This is a genomic window from Nocardiopsis sp. JB363, from assembly GCF_900143625.1.
In the GTDB taxonomy this organism is placed as follows: Bacteria; Actinomycetota; Actinomycetes; order Streptosporangiales; family Streptosporangiaceae; genus Nocardiopsis.
Genome location: NZ_FRFF01000182.1, coordinates 1 through 15,970, shown reverse-complemented (window position 1 = coordinate 15,970; position 15,970 = coordinate 1). Strand labels below are relative to the sequence as shown.

At 68.7% G+C, this 15,970-nt stretch carries 11 protein-coding genes; 3 read left to right on the top strand and 8 right to left on the bottom strand.

Annotation, left to right across the window (positions count from 1 at the left end):
• Window position 1: 1 nt before the first annotated feature.
• The 7 genes from BQ8420_RS27930 to eccD form a co-directional block, all read right to left on the bottom strand.
• Window positions 2-328, bottom strand: a complete 327-nt coding sequence (locus tag BQ8420_RS27930; RefSeq protein WP_255404914.1) for a YbaB/EbfC family nucleoid-associated protein — start codon at window positions 326-328, stop codon at window positions 2-4.
• Window positions 264-2,909: a hypothetical protein gene (locus BQ8420_RS33100; protein ID WP_255404913.1), complete on the bottom strand. Its 2,646-nt coding sequence runs from the start codon at window positions 2,907-2,909 to the stop codon at window positions 264-266. The genes BQ8420_RS27930 and BQ8420_RS33100 overlap by 65 nt, the downstream gene beginning before the upstream one ends.
• Window positions 2,910-3,381: 472 nt before the next feature.
• The gene (locus BQ8420_RS32495; protein ID WP_087102893.1) at window positions 3,382-3,885 is read right to left on the bottom strand and encodes a hypothetical protein; all 504 of its coding nucleotides are present in this window, start codon (window positions 3,883-3,885) and stop codon (window positions 3,382-3,384) included.
• A 69-nt stretch (window positions 3,886-3,954) separates the two neighbouring features.
• Entirely contained in the window at window positions 3,955-4,254 is a 300-nt protein-coding gene (locus BQ8420_RS27920; RefSeq protein ID WP_067605255.1) for a WXG100 family type VII secretion target, read from the bottom strand.
• A gap of 95 nt (window positions 4,255-4,349) precedes the next feature.
• A complete protein-coding gene (locus tag BQ8420_RS27915) occupies window positions 4,350-4,673 on the bottom strand; it encodes a hypothetical protein (protein ID WP_087102891.1) in 324 nt (107 codons plus the stop codon).
• A gap of 61 nt (window positions 4,674-4,734) precedes the next feature.
• The gene (gene eccB / locus BQ8420_RS27910) at window positions 4,735-6,198 is read right to left on the bottom strand and encodes a type VII secretion protein EccB (protein WP_087102889.1); all 1,464 of its coding nucleotides are present in this window, start codon (window positions 6,196-6,198) and stop codon (window positions 4,735-4,737) included.
• A gap of 3 nt (window positions 6,199-6,201) precedes the next feature.
• The gene (gene eccD / locus BQ8420_RS27905) at window positions 6,202-7,602 is read right to left on the bottom strand and encodes a type VII secretion integral membrane protein EccD (RefSeq protein WP_087102887.1); all 1,401 of its coding nucleotides are present in this window, start codon (window positions 7,600-7,602) and stop codon (window positions 6,202-6,204) included.
• 304 nt (window positions 7,603-7,906) lie between these two features.
• Between eccD and eccCa the strand changes: the two genes are divergently transcribed.
• Together eccCa and BQ8420_RS27895 are read left to right on the top strand one after the other, a co-directional pair.
• Window positions 7,907-11,893 carry a type VII secretion protein EccCa gene (gene eccCa / locus BQ8420_RS27900; RefSeq protein ID WP_087102885.1) on the top strand — a complete coding sequence of 1,329 codons (3,987 nt, stop codon included), beginning with the start codon at window positions 7,907-7,909 and terminating at the stop codon, window positions 11,891-11,893.
• 121 nt (window positions 11,894-12,014) lie between these two features.
• Window positions 12,015-13,307: a S8 family serine peptidase gene (locus BQ8420_RS27895; RefSeq protein ID WP_160049464.1), complete on the top strand. Its 1,293-nt coding sequence runs from the start codon at window positions 12,015-12,017 to the stop codon at window positions 13,305-13,307.
• Window positions 13,308-13,920: 613 nt separating this feature from the next.
• On the opposite strand, the gene BQ8420_RS27885 is transcribed toward BQ8420_RS27895, so the two are convergent.
• Window positions 13,921-15,153, bottom strand: a complete 1,233-nt coding sequence (locus tag BQ8420_RS27885) for an MFS transporter (RefSeq protein WP_087102881.1) — start codon at window positions 15,151-15,153, stop codon at window positions 13,921-13,923.
• A gap of 107 nt (window positions 15,154-15,260) precedes the next feature.
• Between BQ8420_RS27885 and BQ8420_RS27880 the strand changes: the two genes are divergently transcribed.
• Window positions 15,261-15,899 carry a TetR/AcrR family transcriptional regulator gene (locus BQ8420_RS27880; RefSeq protein ID WP_087102879.1) on the top strand — a complete coding sequence of 213 codons (639 nt, stop codon included), beginning with the start codon at window positions 15,261-15,263 and terminating at the stop codon, window positions 15,897-15,899.
• The last annotated feature ends 71 nt before the right edge of the window (window positions 15,900-15,970 follow it).

The window sequence follows — 15,970 nt, the reverse complement described above, 5'->3', positions numbered from 1 at the left end:
GTCAACGGCCGGGACGGCCCAGGTCGGAGAAGTCGAACTTGTCCAGGCCCAGGTCGGCCAGCATCTTGGCCGGGTCGAATCCCCCCTCCCGCGCGGTCTCCAGGTCGATGCCTTCGGGTGCGAAGGGCGCGTACGCCTCCACCACCCGAGCCTGCATGCGCCCATGGGCGCGCTTGATCACGTCCATGACCGCCGCCGACAGCTCCGCGGGCGCCATCGACTTATAGGCACTGGTACGGAACTTCAGCTCGACCAACTCCCCCTCAGCGTTGATCTTCGCGCTGATCGCCCGGTCCTTGGAGACGGCCTCTTCGGTTTCCGATGCCAGGCTTGCGCTTGCCCGGGCGATCTTCTCCTGGTCTTCCCGTAGACGTGCGAGAGCCTGCTCCGTTTGCTCCGGGTACGTACTCATTCGGATTTCCCTTCGTGTTGTCGCCGGGTCCGGGCCTTCCCAGGACCGAGAGCCTGTCGCCTTCGCTGGTGCCCCAGACTCGTTCGTCTTCGGAGATCCAGGTGGAGCGGTTACGGGAGTTGTCGTTTTGTCCCCCGCCACCGCCCATTCCTCCCATACCGCCGCCCATGGGCGGCATCATGGGCGTGCCGCCGCCCATGCCTCCCATTCCCGCACCCGCGCCCAGTCCGCCGAAGCTTCCGCCGCCGTTTCCGCCGCCGTTTCCGCTGACCGCGCCGGTGAACGCGTCGCCACCACCGGAACCGGGCTCTCCACGGAGGTCGCCGCCGCCGGCTTGGATGCCGTTGGCGTCCGGTTGGACGCCCGAGGCATTGGGGGCGAGCATCTGGTCTTCGGCTTCGGGGCTGCCCCACCCGTCACCGATGGAGTAGGAGGTCCCTTCGCTCTCCCCGCCACCGTTGTCGCGGCCCAGAGAGTCACCGAGGCCGCCGCCCCCGCTCTCGGGGCCGGCGTTCATCCGCTCTTCGAGGTCAGCGCGCTGCTGGTCGTAGTACTCATCCAGACGGTTCTGGTACTCATCGGCCGAAGAGCCGTCAGCACCACCCTCGGAACCCGATCCGCCACCGCCCAGATCCCCACCGCCGGAGTCCGGACCCGCGACGAGGTCGTCCAACTCCTGGCTGCGCTGGTCGTAGTAGTCCGACAGCTGCTCCCGGTACTCCTCCAGCTCCGGAGCGGGATTCCCATTCTCGTCGGTGATCCCGTTGACATCGGAGCGCAGCCGATCGAGGTCGGCCTTCTCGGCGTCGTAGTACTCCTGGAGGCGCTGCTGGCGTTGCTCGGGCGTCGACTCGTCGCCACCGAGATCTCCGCCGCTCCCTTCGGGGCCGGACTCCAGCCGTTCCAGGTTGGCGGACTGCTCCTGGTAGTAATCGTCCAACAGGCTCTGGTACTCCTGCTGCGCTGGAGTGAGCGTTTGGCCGTCGTCGGTGCGGCCGTCACCGTCGGGGTCGGGCGACTCCTTCATGAGGCGGTCGAGGTCGCCGGTCTGCTCGTTGTAGTACTCCTCGAGGCGTCGCTCGTACTCCTCGGCCGATGGTTGGGAGCCCTCGCCGCCGAGATCGCCGCCACCGGAGTCGGGGCCGCCGTTCAGCTGCTCGTCGAGATCCCTGGAGGCCTGGTCGTAGTAGTCGTCGATCGCCTGGTTGTAGCGGTCCTCCGACGACCGGTTCCGGTTGCCGGAACCGCCGCCCCCTCCTCCGCCGCCCAGCTGCCCACCGCCGCCCACAGGTGGGGGCGGGGTGTTCATCTCCTGTTCCAGCTCATCGGTCTGCTGGTTGTAGTAGTCGTCCAGTGTCTCGTTGAACCGGTCCTCCGAGGTCGAACCGCCCGCACCGTCGCCGTCGAGATCGCCTCCGCCACCGAGGTCACCCCCGCCACCGTCGGGTCCGGCGCGCAGCTCATCGGTCGCGTTCTGGTAGTACTCGTCGAGCGCGTCGTTGTACTCGCCCTCCGACGCCGGACCATCACCACCGGAATTCCCACCACCGCCCCCGAGGTCACCCTCACTGGCCTCGGGGCCGCTCTCCATCTCGTCGATCATCCTCTGGTAGTACTCGTCGAGCGCGTCGTTGTACTCGCCCTCCTTGGACGAGCCGCCGCTACCCTCCTCGTCACCCCCACCGCCGCCGGGCGGATCGTCCTTCATCCACTGGGTCTGCTCCTCATACCATTCTTCGAGCGTCCCCTCGTACTCCTTCTGGGCGTCGGACTTACCATCGTCCCCACCGCCACCGCCGAGGCCACCTCCGGAGCCGGGGCCGGGGCCCACGGGGGACCAGTCGAGCGTCAGCCCCTGGTCCGCCTTGACTTCGATGAATTTTCCGCGGTTGTCGGTGTAGCCGTTGGCGATGGTCTCCATGCTCTCGGCGGCACCTGCGGTGAGGTCGTGGAGCCGGTTACGCCAGTCCTGCTTGATCCGCTCCTGGATCTCCTTCCAGGTGTTGGGGTTGTTCGCCTTACCTATGTCCCCGATCTGGCTTGTGTTATCGCCCTTGTTGAGCGTGGCGATGTCGGCGTTCTCAGCGAACCATTTCTTGATGACGTGGTAGGGATTCCACAAACCGGTGGCGAGCCACTCATTGTAGAGGTTGCGCATATTTTGGCCCGCCGTGCTGACGACCAGGTCCCGGGTGTTCCGTAGGGGGTCGGGGTAACTGGCGGCCTGATGGCCGAGATCGTCGAAGCGCAACTGGATATTGCGCAGGTACTCCACGAAGACGTCGGCGGTCGCCCCCTTCAAGGTGTCGTTGGCGGTGGTACGCCACTCTCCGACCTTGCTCTCGGCATCCCTCACCATGGTGACCAGGTCTTCGATTGCCGTGGCGAGGTTGTCCATGGCCGTCGGGCTGAAGTTCCTGCCGTCCTTCCCATTCCACGGCCCGTTGAGGGCGAGCCACAAGTGGTGGAAGAACGTCCGGCCGGCGGGCTCGTACATGAAGTTCTTGTTGTAGACGATACCGGAGTAATATGACGTCGTCTTCGAATCGGTATTCGGTTGATAGCCAGGATCACTCGACCCAGTACCCCTGCGGTTTCCACCCGAGGTGAGGCTGGTTTGCATCCAGTGGTCCAGACCATCCGGGCTTTCCTGGTCGGACCTGAAGCTGAGGAACCAGTCGACCTTCATGACTTCGTCGGGCGACATCATCGGTGGATAAGTATCCCCCATGTCCGGGTCGGTATAGGTGTTGATGATGTAGTGGAGATCCTTGGGAAACGGCGAGCCTTCGAGAGCGCGCTCGGCCGGCGGTTTTTCTCCCAGCCCCTCGCCTTCTCCCAGATCCTCGTCCAACCCAAGAGGGATGTCCCCTTCTTTCCCTTCTGGCACAACGCCTCCTCATTCGTTCTCCACGGCACCACTCAACGCTCGCCCCGGACGGTTCAGAGCACCGGCGGGGTTCCCACGGTCACTTTTCGCCGTCGCCGCCGGAGGCGCCGTCGTCGCCGCCGGAGGCGCCGTCGTCGCCGCCGGAATCGCCATCGTCGCCGCCGGAATCGCCATCGTCGCCGCCGGAGTCTCCCGAGCCGGCCCTTACCGACGCCGCGTTCCCGGGGTCGATGAGTTCCGCGAGATCGCGTGCGGTGATCACCGCGTCATCCTCGGCGTCCTCGAACCGGATGTGCGCCTGATCCAGTCTCCTGTCCAGCTCCTCGAACTGATCGATCAGGACGTTGAGCTGGTCGCGCATCTCCCGCACGTTGGTGTTCACGGCCAAGGCGAACTGGCCCGCGGCGGGGAAGATGTCCGCGTTCCCCGCACGGATACGATCGACCACCGATGCATTCTCGCCGTCGTCGATGTAGTCGTTCAGGGCAGACCTTTGCTCCTTCAGGTCCTCCAACATCGGGAGGATCTTGTCCTTCCGGAAGGCGTCCATGTAGCCGAAGGTGATCTCGGTGCTTTCGGCCATCGTCTGCTCTCCTCACTCTCCGGCGCCCGGGGGGCCGGGGCCGGCGTCGGCCCCGGCCCGGGCGGGCGGCTACATGTTCTGCGAGACCCATTCGAGGGACAGCTTGTTGTCGGTGTTCTGGTAGTTGTCACGGATCATGATCAACGCCTGCTCGGCCTTGGTGAGCAGGAACTCCATGTCCTGCACGTTGAGCCGCCACTGGGCCATGCTGGTGTCATAGTTCTCGGCCGTGGCACCATCGAGCTCACCGCGGACCGTGGACATCTTCATGGCCAACTCGTCAAGGGAGTTGCGGATGTCCTGGGTACGAGCGCGCAGGTCGAACGCGGAATCGTCCATGCCCGCGTAACGGACGGAAAAGTCACTCATCGGCTGCTGCCTACTTTCGCTTCCGGGTCCACCAACAGGGGCGGTCGTCGCAGGGGGGAGGGGGAAAGCGCTCAGGTGGGATCGCCTTGCTCCGCTCAGCCGCCCTGGTTGGGGTTGAGCTGGTCGTTCCAGGTGGAGGAGAGTACGAGGTTCTCGTCCTCCAGGTTCAACATGCCTCGCGTGGTACCGCCGAAGGTGCCGATCATGTTGTTCATGCCGTTGACGATCAGCCGCAGCTCCTCCAGCCACTTCACCAGCGCGGTCTCATAGCCCTGCTCGGCGCCGCCGACCCAGGTGCTCTTGAGGGAGTCGCGCAGGAAGTCGACCTTGGTGTAGACGGCGTTGCACTCGTTGTAGGCCGTCTCCATCGCCATCCGGCCCGTGCTCATGCCGTGTTCGGTACTGGTGGTCTGAACCATGTCCACCTCTCCTTTCGGTTAAGGGGTACTGGGCCCCGGTCGTGGTTGCGTGGTGGTGCGGTCAGGTTCCCTCCCGCTCGCCGCATCCGGCCGCGGCGGGCGGGGCGGCCGTCGCCGGAACCGGCTGGGCAGCGGCCTCGGCCGACATCAACGGCCCGGTGGGCAGCAGGCGCAGCAGCGAGGTGGGAACGCGCGCTGCGGCCTCGGCCGAGTAGCCGAGTTCCCCAGCGGTGTCGGCGGACGGCAACGGGTACTTGGTGGCGGCGTCGGTCACCAGGTAGTAGGTGGGGTCCGAGGTCGAACCCCCTGTGGGCTCGGCGCGGACGATCGCGCCGGTCCCCGCGGGGATGCCGATGAGGTCGGCGGTGGGACAGCCGTGGGCGGTGTGGGGCCGGTCCTGGACCGGCCAGGCGCTCACCGCCTCCAGCGGATGCAGGACGAGCTGAGCGTCACCGTCGGCGGAGACGCGCATGCACGGTGCCTGCCCGTCGGTGGCCGCCGGCTCGGGCGGGGTGACCGGGAGCCCGTCGTCGGTGGCGGCCGCGTTCTCGGCCAGATTGCGCTGGACGTCCGCGGCGTTGAGCGCGACGGGTTCGGGTGCGGCGTCACCGTAGGCGTCGTCGGTGATGCGCGTGTCGGCGAGCGCCAGCCGAGACTGGACGGCGCTGACCGGAACCAGGCCCCCGCCGCCGAGCAGGTAGTACTGGTCGGCGTCTCCGTCGCCGCGCACTACGAAGACCTGGCCGGTGACGCGCCGTTCGCCGCCGATCTCAGGACTCTGTTCGCCGACCCCGCCAGGGACCTCGGGGGCGGCGAGGTCGCCCCCGGATGGAACCGAGTCGAGGAACGCGCGGCTGACGCTCCGGGCCGGGCTGGTGCCGTAGCCCAGGGCCTGGAGAGCACCGTTCTCCTCGTCCAAGCGCAGCCGGGTGCCGTTCCAGAGCAGGTGGTGATCGTTGTCGGGGCTTTCGACCAGTACCGCGAACTCGGTGGGCAGGGCGCCGTCGTCGGGGGTCGCGTCGATGGACAGGGCGGTTCGCGGCTCACCGTCCTCCTGCCCCGGGGGGACCGCGCACACGCGCCAGAGGGCCGCGGACATGGTTTCGGCGTCGGGCAGGGAGTCGGGAGCGCCGGGGATGCCGACGGGGCCGCCCTTGGGGACCCCGGCCAACGAATCGGCGCTGACCGAACGGACGGTCATCTGACTACCTTGGACCAGCCGGGCCGAGGCGTAGTTGGCGACGGGGCGCAGCGCGCCGCCGGAGTAGAGGTAGGTGGCGCCGGTCTCGCGTTCCAGGACGAGGCTGCCCTCGGTGCGCCAGGAGCTATTGCCTCCCGGGAAGATCAGTCCGAAGACCAGGAACCCGACGCACAGCAGGGCGGCTATGGCCAGCCCGATGAAGGCCCCGCGCCGGGTGCGCTGCATGGGTGCGTCGATGGCGTCGGGGTCGGCCTCCAGCATGGCGGTGCCCAGGCGGCCCACCATGAAGTTGTGGGCGACGACCTGGTCGCGGCGCGTCTGCACTGCTCAGCCCCCGATCCCGCGGAGCAGGCCGAACAGGCCGAGGTTGCCGAAGACCAAGCAGACCATGGCGATGGCCGCGAGGAGCTGGATGATCTCGGCGGCGCGACCCCAGTGGGGCAGGCCGCGCCTGCCCGGGATCATCCACGCCAGGACGGTGAGGCCTGCGGCGACGGCGAAGACACCCAGGAGGGCCAGCAGCCTCCACAGAATATTGGTGTCGGCCACGGCGGCGATGACGATGAAGGCGAGGCCGACGCAGGCGGGGGCCGTCAGGGAGAGCTTCTGCCAGGCGTCCGCCAGGCCACGGCTCTGGAGCAGCAGGACCAGCGCCACCACAACGCCGAGGGTGACCGGCAGCCAGCCGGGACCCGAGGCCAGGATGAGTAGGGCCACCACGTGGAGCGCGCCGGTGGCCGCGAGCACGGCCCCCTGATAACTGTCGGCCAGCGCGGTGCGGTCGAGGACGTCGCGCGCGGGGTGGGGGTCGATGGCCTCCTGGAGCTGCTGGGGGTTGGACGGCAGCGGGGGCAGCCGCAGCCCCGAGATACGGAAGCCGATGGCGGGGGCGAAGGTGCCGAGCAGGATCGCGAGGGCGCTGGCGGCCCCGGCGATGCCGGTCATGGTCAGACCGGGCGCCAGCATCAGCGTCACCGCGGAGACCGCCCCGAAGACCTCGAAGACGATGAGTCCCACGAAGAACGGAACTGCCCCAGCGACGGCCGCCAGACCCAGGACTGTGGCGCCCCCGCCGGCCATGCAGGCCGCGAGGGCACGGGCGCCCAGAAGGGGCACCCCGGGATCACCGGTGGGGATCGCGGCCCCGGCCAGGCCCGTGTAGAGCACGGCGGCGGCGGCCAAGCCGGTGGCGGCGGTGAGGTCGCCCATCGCCCGGGACGCGGCCCACGCGCCCAAGAGCAGAATGACGGCGGCGCCGCCCGCGATCAGGGCGGTGAGCCCGTTCATGCCGCCCATCGCCAGCGGGGCGAACCCGGTGAACAGGGTGAACAGGCTCAGTGCGTGCAGCAGTCGGCGGGTGTAGGTGGGGCGCCAGGCGTGACTCCGCTCGACCATACCGGTGGCCACGCCGTCGATGAGGTCGTCGAAGTGGAGAGGCGGGAGCTGGTCGCGGCGCGGGCGCAGGTAGAGGGTCTCACCGTGGAAGAGACCCAGGGTCTGTATGGTGCCGTCCTCCTCCAGGGCGGGCGAACCGAGTTGCTGGAGGACCCAGCCGTCGTGTTCGAGCCCGCCCTCGTCGAGGTCCTCGCCACCGTCACCCTCGGCGTAGAGGACGATCGTGGGCAGTAGCTCGGCCAAGGGAACGTCGCTGGGAACCGCGATCTCGAAAGTGCGGTCCGGGGCACGGATGACGAGTCGGCAAAGGTCGGGGGCAAAGGAGTCGCTCATCTGGTTCTTACTACTCGGGACGGAGGCGGGATCACCGATGGTGCTGTCTCGTGCTACCCGGGGGAGGAAGCGGACACTACACTCGGTAACTGGCAGGAAACCTCATGATTCAACGACTTTCGCAACGGTAACACCGTCGGACCGAAATTGGCACCATGTGGGAACAGATGTTGTGTCCTGTTGGCTTTATGTTGGTTTGGGGACATAATTCTGGTTCCCGCCAGGTCCTGACACCCGTGTGCGGCCCTCTCCGGACCTTCCACGTCGCCGACCCCGCCCCAACCGCCAGGAGACGATCGCCTCCGTGAGCACCATCCTCGTCCGCCGACCGTCCCGCCGCCCCGGGCCGGACATGCCCGACGGAGAGTTCCAGCTCCAAGAGCCGCCCGAGCTCCCCGAGGAGCAATCGACCATGTCGGCGGTGTTCAACTACCTGCCGATGGCCATGACCTCGATGGCGATGGTCCTGCTGTTCATCCGGCCCGGCGCCCAGGGCAGTGCTATGAACACCTTCATGCCCTACGTCGCCGGCGGAATGATGCTGCTGGGCGCCGTCGCCATGCTGGTGGGCCAGTACGTGCGCGCCCGCAGCGAGCGCAAGCGTCAACTCAACGGCGATCGCCGCGACTACCTGCGCTACCTCGCCCAGAGCCGAGCCAAGGCGCGCGAGGTCGTCACTTCCCAGCGCGACGCCATGCTGTGGCGTGCCCCCGCCCCCGATGCCCTGTGGGCCCTGGTGCGTACCTCACGGCTGTGGGAGCGTCGCTCCACCCACGATGACTTCGCCGAGGTCCGGCTGGCGGTGGGCGAGCAGGCGATGCGCATGCGCATCGCCCCGCTGTCCACCAAACCGGTCGAGGACCTCGAACCGCTCAGCGCCCACGCGCTGCGCCGCTTCATCCGAGCCTACGCCACCGTCGAAGACCAGCCCGTCGCCGTCTACCTACGCGGATACGCTCGTATCTCGTTGGAGGGCGACGCCGAGGCCTCACGCGCCATGGTGCGCGCCATGATCGGCCAGCTCGCCGTCTTCCACGCACACGACGAACTGCGCATCGCCGTGTGCGCAGCCGACGAGCACCTCGCCGCCTGGGACTGGGTCAAGTGGCTACCCCACACGATGCACCCCACCGACCGAGACGGTGCCGGCCCCGTCCGGCTGATCGGCAGCGACCCCGACGAGCTGGAGCGCATCATCGGCCCCGACCTGGCCGACCGTCCCCGCTTCGAGCCCGGCGGCTCCCCTTCCCGCGAAGAGCCCTTCATCGTCATCGTGGTCGACAGCGGGCGAGCGCAATCGGCCACCCGGTTCGCCTCCGGCGGCTACCGCAACACCGTCATCGTGCACATCGACGACCCGCTGCCCTGGGACGGTACCCCCTTCACCCTGGGACTGAAGGTTGAGCCCGACGCTCTTGAGGTGGTCGGCCAGGACCACAGCGGGCGGCGTACCCTCACCCCATTGGGCCGCCCCGACACGCTCAGCCCCGCGCGCGTCCACGCGCTGGCCCGGCTACTCGCCCCCTACCGCATGAGCATGGCCATCGAGGTGGTCGAGCCGCTGGTCACCGACTTCGAGCTGACCTCCCTGCTGGGGATCCCCAACATGCACGTCCACGACACCGAGCGGATGTGGGGCGACCTGCACCAGGACTCGCGACTGGCGGTGCCCATCGGCGTCGAGGAGAACGGCGCCCCCCTCGAACTCGACCTCAAGGAGTCCGCGCTGGGCGGAATGGGCCCGCACGGCATGCTCATCGGCGCCACCGGCTCCGGTAAGAGCGAACTGCTGCGCACACTCGTGCTGTCACTGGCGCTCACCCACTCCCCCGATACGCTGAACTTCGTCCTCGTCGACTTCAAGGGCGGCGCGACCTTCATCGGCCTGGACAAACTGCGCCACACCTCGGCCCTGATCACCAACCTCGCCGACGAGGTCACCCTCGTCGAACGCATGCAGGACGCCCTGCACGGTGAGCTCATCCGCCGCCAGGAGCAACTGCGCGCCGCCGGCAACTTCAGCTCCGTCCACGAGTACGAGAAGGCCCGCCAGGCCAACCCATCGATGGAGCCCATGCCCACGCTGTTCGTCGTGGTCGACGAGTTCAGCGAACTGCTGGCCGCCCACCGGGACTTCATGGAGCTGTTCGTGATGATCGGGCGCTTGGGCCGCAGCCTGGGCGTGCACCTTCTGCTGGCCTCCCAACGCCTCGACGAGGGTCGGATCCACCAGCTGGAGAGCCACCTGTCCTACCGGATCGCGCTGCGCACCTTCTCCGCGATCGAGAGTCGCAGCGTCCTGGGTGTGCCCGACGCCCATCAGCTCCCCCCGGCGCCCGGAAACGGGTTCCTCAAGACCGGTACCGACCAGCTGACCCGGTTCAAGGCCGCCTACGTCTCCGGCGCCTACCGGGTACGTCGGCGCAGCGGCCCCCAGACCGCCGCGGCCACCGAGATCGTCCCCTTCCTGTCGGGCTACGTCGCCGACCGCTCCCCCACACCGGCGCCCGAGCCCGTCGCCGAAAGGGAGGAGGACGAGGACACCGAGAGCCTGCTCAACGTCGCCTTGGAGCGCCTGCACAACGTAGGTCCCCCGGCACGACGGGTCTGGTTGCCGCCGCTCGGCGTGCCGCCCACCCTGGACGAACTACTCTCCATGATCGGCCGCCCACTCCCGGACAGCGGTCCCGCGTGGTCGTCCGAACCGCTGCTGGAAGTCCCGCTCGGCGTCATCGACCGGCCCTTCGAGCAGCTGCGGCTGCCACTCAAGGCCGAACTGCTCGGCGCGGGCGGCAACATCGGCATCGCAGGTGGCCCCCAGAGTGGCAAGAGCACCATGCTGGTCACCCTGATCTGTGCCCTGGCCCTCACCAACACCCCCGCCCAGACGCAGTTCTACGTACTCGACTTCGGCGGCGGTGCTCTCCAGGCGTTGCGCGGCCTACCCCACGTGGGCAGCGTGGTCGGGCGGATGGACACCGCCCGTATCAACCGGACCGTGTCGGAGATGATGGAGATCATCACTCATCGCGAGCAATTCTTCGCCGAGCACGGGGTGGACTCGATGGCCACCTACCGGCGGCGCCGCGCCGCCGGGGAGTTCTCCGAGGAGTCCTACGGCGACGTGTTCCTGGTGATCGACGGCTGGTCCACGATCCGCCAGGACTTCATGGACCTGGTCACCCCGCTGACCCAGCTCGCCCAGCGCGGGCTGAGCTACGGCGTCCACCTCGTCGTCGCCTCGCCCCGCTGGGCCGACATCCACTCCGGGGTGCGCGACCTGTTGGGCAGCCGCTTCGAACTGCGGCTGGGCGACGCCGTCGACTCCAACGTCAATATGCGCAAGGCCCAGACCGTGCCACGGATCACAGGACGGGGCCTCACCCTCGACCAGTACCACTTCCTGACCGGCCTGCCGCGCGCCGATGGCGTCGGCGACCCGGTCTCGCTCTCGGTGGGTGTCACCGAGCTGGTCGGCCGAGTGACCGGGGCCTGGAGCGGTCCCAGCGCCCCGCCCGTGCGCACCTTGCCGACCCGGCTTCTGGCCGCCGAACTCCCCACGGCCGAGCTCACCGAGTTCGGCGGGATTCGGATCCCGCTCGGCTTGGAGGGACGGGGCATGCGCCCGTTCTGGCACGACTTCTCCGCCACCCCGCACCTGCTGGTCATCGGCGATACCGAGACCGGTAAGACCACGCTGCTGCGCCACATCACCAACGCCATCCGCGAGCACTACTCCGCCGAGAGCGCACGGGTGGTGCTGGTGGACCTACGCCGCCAACTCTTCGACGCGATTCCCAAGGAGCAGCAGCTCGGCTACGCGGTGTCGTCGGAGGGCGCTCGCGAGATGATGGGCGCCGCCGCGCACGCCATGAAGGCTCGACTGCCCGGCCCCGACATCACCCCTGACCGGTTGCGCCGCCGCGACTGGTGGAGCGGCCCGGAGTTGTTCATCGTCATCGACGACTACGACCTGGTCTCCGGCGCCGGGGGAGGAAGCCCGCTCGCGCCGATCATCGAGATGCTGCCGCAGGCCGTCGACATCGGCATGCACCTCATCATGGCGCGGGCCGCGGGCGGCTTCGGCCGCGCCACCTCCGACCCTGCGATTCGGTCGCTCATCGAGAGCAACACTCCCAGCATCCTGCTGTCGAGCCCGCCATCGGAGGGCGTGCTCTTCGGCAACGTGCGCGCCCAGCGCATGTCGCCGGGCCGGGCCCTGTGGATCTCCCGCCGCGATCCGGTCCCGGTCCAGCTCGCGATCGCCGAGGGCATGGAAGAAGAGGACTGAGGCGGTGGCGCCGACACCTCACTCGAGGCCTCGGCCCCACGGTCCGGGATCGCCGAGGGCGAGCCGGCCCCTCCCCTCGTGCGAACTCGCCCCGGTCACCTGACAGCTTATGGAGTGCCCCATGACCTTGTGGAACAGGACGGCCCTGGCAGTGCGATTCGCGACCGCCGCCGCGCTGGCCGCCGCCTGCGGCGGATTGGCGGCCGTCCCCGTCTCGCCCGCTTCGGCGGACACGGCGCAGCCTTCCTCGGAGGCCTCCCCGGACGGGGCCGCAGAGCCGGGATCGGAGGCACTTCCCGCGATCGGCGTCGCACCCGACGGAGAGTGCGTGGCCGCCTCGTCCACGGTGGTGGCGGAGAAACCGTGGACCGCCCCGCTGCTCGATCTGACCAGCGCCTGGAACCTGTCGGAAGGGGACGGCGTCACCGTCGCCGTCCTCAGTAGCGGAATCGACGCCGACGCCACCGCGGTCAGCATGGCACTGGTCAACTCCGGTGGCGACGACTGCCGGGGGTACGGTACCTTCCTGGCCGGGCTGATCGCCGCTCGCTCGCAGAACGACAGCGGGCTGCGGGGGGTCGCCCCGGGCGCACGGGTGCTCGACGTCCCCGTGACCAACGACCAGGGTGCCGCCACCGCGGGTGGCATCGCCGACGGCATCGACACGGCGGTCGGCGAAGGAGCCCAGATCGTGCTGATCGGCGCGGCCATCGCTGAATCCAGCCGCGCACTGGAAGCAGCGGTGGACACCGCCGCCGAGGCCGACGTGCTCGTTGTGGCACCCGCCACGGTCGCCGCCAACGGTATTTCCTTCCCCGCCTCACCGGGAAACCATCCTGAGGCGGTCAGCGTGGCCGCCGTAGGGGTGGAGGGTACCCCTGTCGCCGGATCCCCGGCGCTGGACTCCAACGGTGTGCCGGCGCGGGTGGACCTGACCGCCCCCGGCGACCTGATCGTCAGCGTCGGGCCAGGGGGAGACGGACACTTCGTGGGCTCCGGGGACGTCGTCGCGGCCGGATTCGTCGCAGGCACCGCCGCCCTCCTGCGCTCCTACGACCCCGACCTGTCGGCGTCCGATGTCCGAGAACGGTTGTTGGCCACCGCCTACTCCTCACCCTACGGGCGCGGTGACACGATGCGCGGCAGCGGGCGAGTGGACCCGGTCGGCGCGCTCACCACCGCTCCCATCATGTCTGGGGAGAACCCCTCCCCGGGTACGGCGTTCGTGTCCGACCCCGGGCCGGGCGAGGTGTCCCTGCCCGGCACAATGGCGGTGGTGGGCGGCGCGGTGGCACTCATCCTCACCACCGTCGCCGCCGGCGCGTTGGTCCCCCGGGGCCGCGAACGCGCATGGCGGGCCGCCCGCTCCGGAGAGCGCCGGGCGCTGGACCCGGCGCCCAAGCATCCATCCTGATCCATGCCCCAGCCGCGTATCCCGTTCTCCCCGGAACCGGTCGCCCCTCACACCTCTCCCCCTGGACATCGTGCTCGTCATCGAACCTCTCCCGGGTCCGTTCCACTTCCGGCATATACGCGGTGGCTCAACCGAAAAGCGCGTCGATGAGCTCCTGAAGCGTGTTCCCAGTGCGCTGATGCGGTACTCGACAGCGACCGACCGGGTGCCGATGACCACTCGTTCGACCATGCCGTTGCGCTCCAGCCGACGCAGTGGGGTGGTCAGGGACTTCTGCGACGCGGGCTCTCGCAAAGCTTGCCGAGCACCTGGTCCAACAGCTCACGATGCTCACCGGCGATCTGGGAACGGCCGGCCCGGGCAAGGGTGGTTTCTCGTCCATGCGGAGGCCACCCTCGACTGAGACGCGCACCCGGTGGGCCCTGCATCGATCCGACGGGGGATCGGCCCCGCACCGTCCGTTCCTGACCTCTGAAGGACGGGGGTGCCCAACCGGAAGGGTAGACCCGGCTGCGGGGTGCCGAGGCCGGGAGACTCCCGCGACCCGGTCACACGGACCGGAAGGACTCCGAGTAGGCGAAGGGATCCGACGCGGACGGCGAAGGTTCGGGGCTCACACGTGGCCCCGGTCCCCCGCCGGCTCCGTCTTCAGTTCGTTGGTCGGTCGGGGGGTGCGGGCGGCGGGGGTGAGCAGTGCCGCCACGATGACCAGGACCAGGACCACGATCATCGCCGGGCGGAGCCCGAACTGTTCACCCAGGATTCCCAGGGCGGGAGGCCCGACAAGGAAGGCGATATAGCCGATCGTCGCGGCGAAGGAGACCCGGGCCGCCGTCTCCGAGCCATTGGTTTCACGCCCGGTGTCGCCCGCGGCGGACAGCGCCACCGGGAAGCCGAGCGAGGCCCCCAGCCCCCAGAGGACCACCGAGGCCACGACCAACGGCTGGTGGTCGATGAAGATCACCCCCGCCATCCCGAAGGCACCGATGACCGCACTGGCGGCCAACACCGGTGCGCGACCGAACCTGTTGACGAACGACCCGCCGACGAACCGGCCCAGCGTCATCGCCGTGGCGAACACGGCGAAGATGGCCGAACCCCAGACGGCGTCGAACCCGTGTCCGTCGACCATGACCAGCGGGAGCCAGTCGTTGGCCGTTCCCTCGGCCATCGCCAGGGCCAGGATGACACCGCCCAAGAGGACCAGACGGGTGTCCCGCCATGGAGCCGCCTTGGGGGCGGGTTCGGAGACGGTGTGGTCGACGATCTCGCGGCGACCGAAGCCGACGGGGATACGTCCGATACTCAGCGCCAATCCGGCCAGGATGACGACGCTCATGAGGAGCATGTGGGCGACCACGGGGAACCGAAGGGCCGTCGCGAGCAAGCCGAAGCAGGCACCGACGGCCGTTCCCAGACTGAAGAACCCGTGCATGGCGGGCATGACCGACCTGACGAGCAAACGTTCGACCTCGGCCCCCTCCACGTTCAGAGCGACTTCCCCACTGCCCATGCCGAGCCCGAAGAGCGCCAACCCGAACGCGACCAGCGCCCCGTTACCGGCCATCGCTCCCAGGCCCACCACGCCCACGCCCACGGCGGTCGACAGCATGCCGGCAACGATGATCGGTCGTGTCCCGAACCGGTAGACCAGCGGGCCCGAGCTCAGGATCCCGGTCATGGACCCCACCGACAGCCCGAACAGGATGAGCCCCATCTGGGCGGTGTTGGCACCCACCAGGTCGCGCACGTCGGGCGTGCGGGTCACCCAGGACGACATGCCCAACCCGGGGAGAAGGAACAGCACGAACAGCGCGTTGCGCCGCTTGAGCGCGGAATCGGGCATGGGTGTCGACCTTCGATTTTCGAGCGGAGAGGCGGGGAAGGGGGAACCGAGAGTGTACAAACGTACGCACTTGGTTCCATGAAAGTCAACCGCCTAGAATCCGGGCCATGCCGAGAAGCCGCCGGGACGTACCGAACGACCCCGACCGTAAAGCCCGCATCCTCGACGCCGCCCTCGAAGTCATCGCCGAACACGGCGTACACCGCACCACGCACCGGCGTATCGCCGCGCGGGCCGAGGTGCCCCTGGGTTCGGTGACCTACCACTTCACCAACCTCGACGACGTCCTGGCCCGAGCCTTCGCCCGGCTGATGGTTCGCATGTCCGCCCAGTACCGGGAACGCATGGAGAACGCCTCCTCACGCGCGGAGGCGGAGGCAGCGGTGGTCGACCTGATCTGCGGCCCGACGTACGCGTCACCGACACACGTGTCATCGTCGTACCTGTCGAAGGAACAGATGGTCCTGCTCTTCGAGATGTACACCTACGCCCGCCACAACGCCGCCGTCGCGGACCTGACGCGGACCTGGCTGTACACCAGCCGGGAGAGTCTCGCGTTGCACTTCTCACCGGACATGGCGAAGGCCTTGGACGTGCTCATCGAGGGATGGCCCATGCACGCCACCTTCGAGAGGACCCCGCCGGAGAGGGAGGTCGTGGCGGCGGCGGTCCACGCGATCAGCGCAGCGATGGAGACCAGGGAAGCGGAAGCTAAAGATCCGAAGGGGACGAACAGCCCTTCCTGACCGCTACTGACGGGACCAGCGCTGCGGACGGTTGACCGAGCCGGGCGGGGGCGGGTCGGTCAACCGTCCGC

Bases quoted from the DNA above. Each gene is read 5' to 3' on its own strand.
- BQ8420_RS33100 (WP_255404913.1), bottom strand. From the start codon at position 2,909: ATGTACGAGCCCGCCGGCCGGACGTTCTTCCACCACTTGTGGCTCGCC.
- BQ8420_RS32495 (WP_087102893.1), bottom strand. From the start codon at position 3,885: ATGGCCGAAAGCACCGAGATCACCTTCGGCTACATGGACGCCTTCCGG.
- BQ8420_RS27920 (WP_067605255.1), bottom strand. From the start codon at position 4,254: ATGAGTGACTTTTCCGTCCGTTACGCGGGCATGGACGATTCCGCGTTC.
- BQ8420_RS27915 (WP_087102891.1), bottom strand. From the start codon at position 4,673: ATGGTTCAGACCACCAGTACCGAACACGGCATGAGCACGGGCCGGATG.
- eccD (WP_087102887.1), bottom strand. From the start codon at position 7,602: ATGAGCGACTCCTTTGCCCCCGACCTTTGCCGACTCGTCATCCGTGCC.
- BQ8420_RS27895 (WP_160049464.1), top strand. From the start codon at position 12,015: ATGACCTTGTGGAACAGGACGGCCCTGGCAGTGCGATTCGCGACCGCC.
- BQ8420_RS27885 (WP_087102881.1), bottom strand. From the start codon at position 15,153: ATGCCCGATTCCGCGCTCAAGCGGCGCAACGCGCTGTTCGTGCTGTTC.
- BQ8420_RS27880 (WP_087102879.1), top strand. From the start codon at position 15,261: ATGCCGAGAAGCCGCCGGGACGTACCGAACGACCCCGACCGTAAAGCC.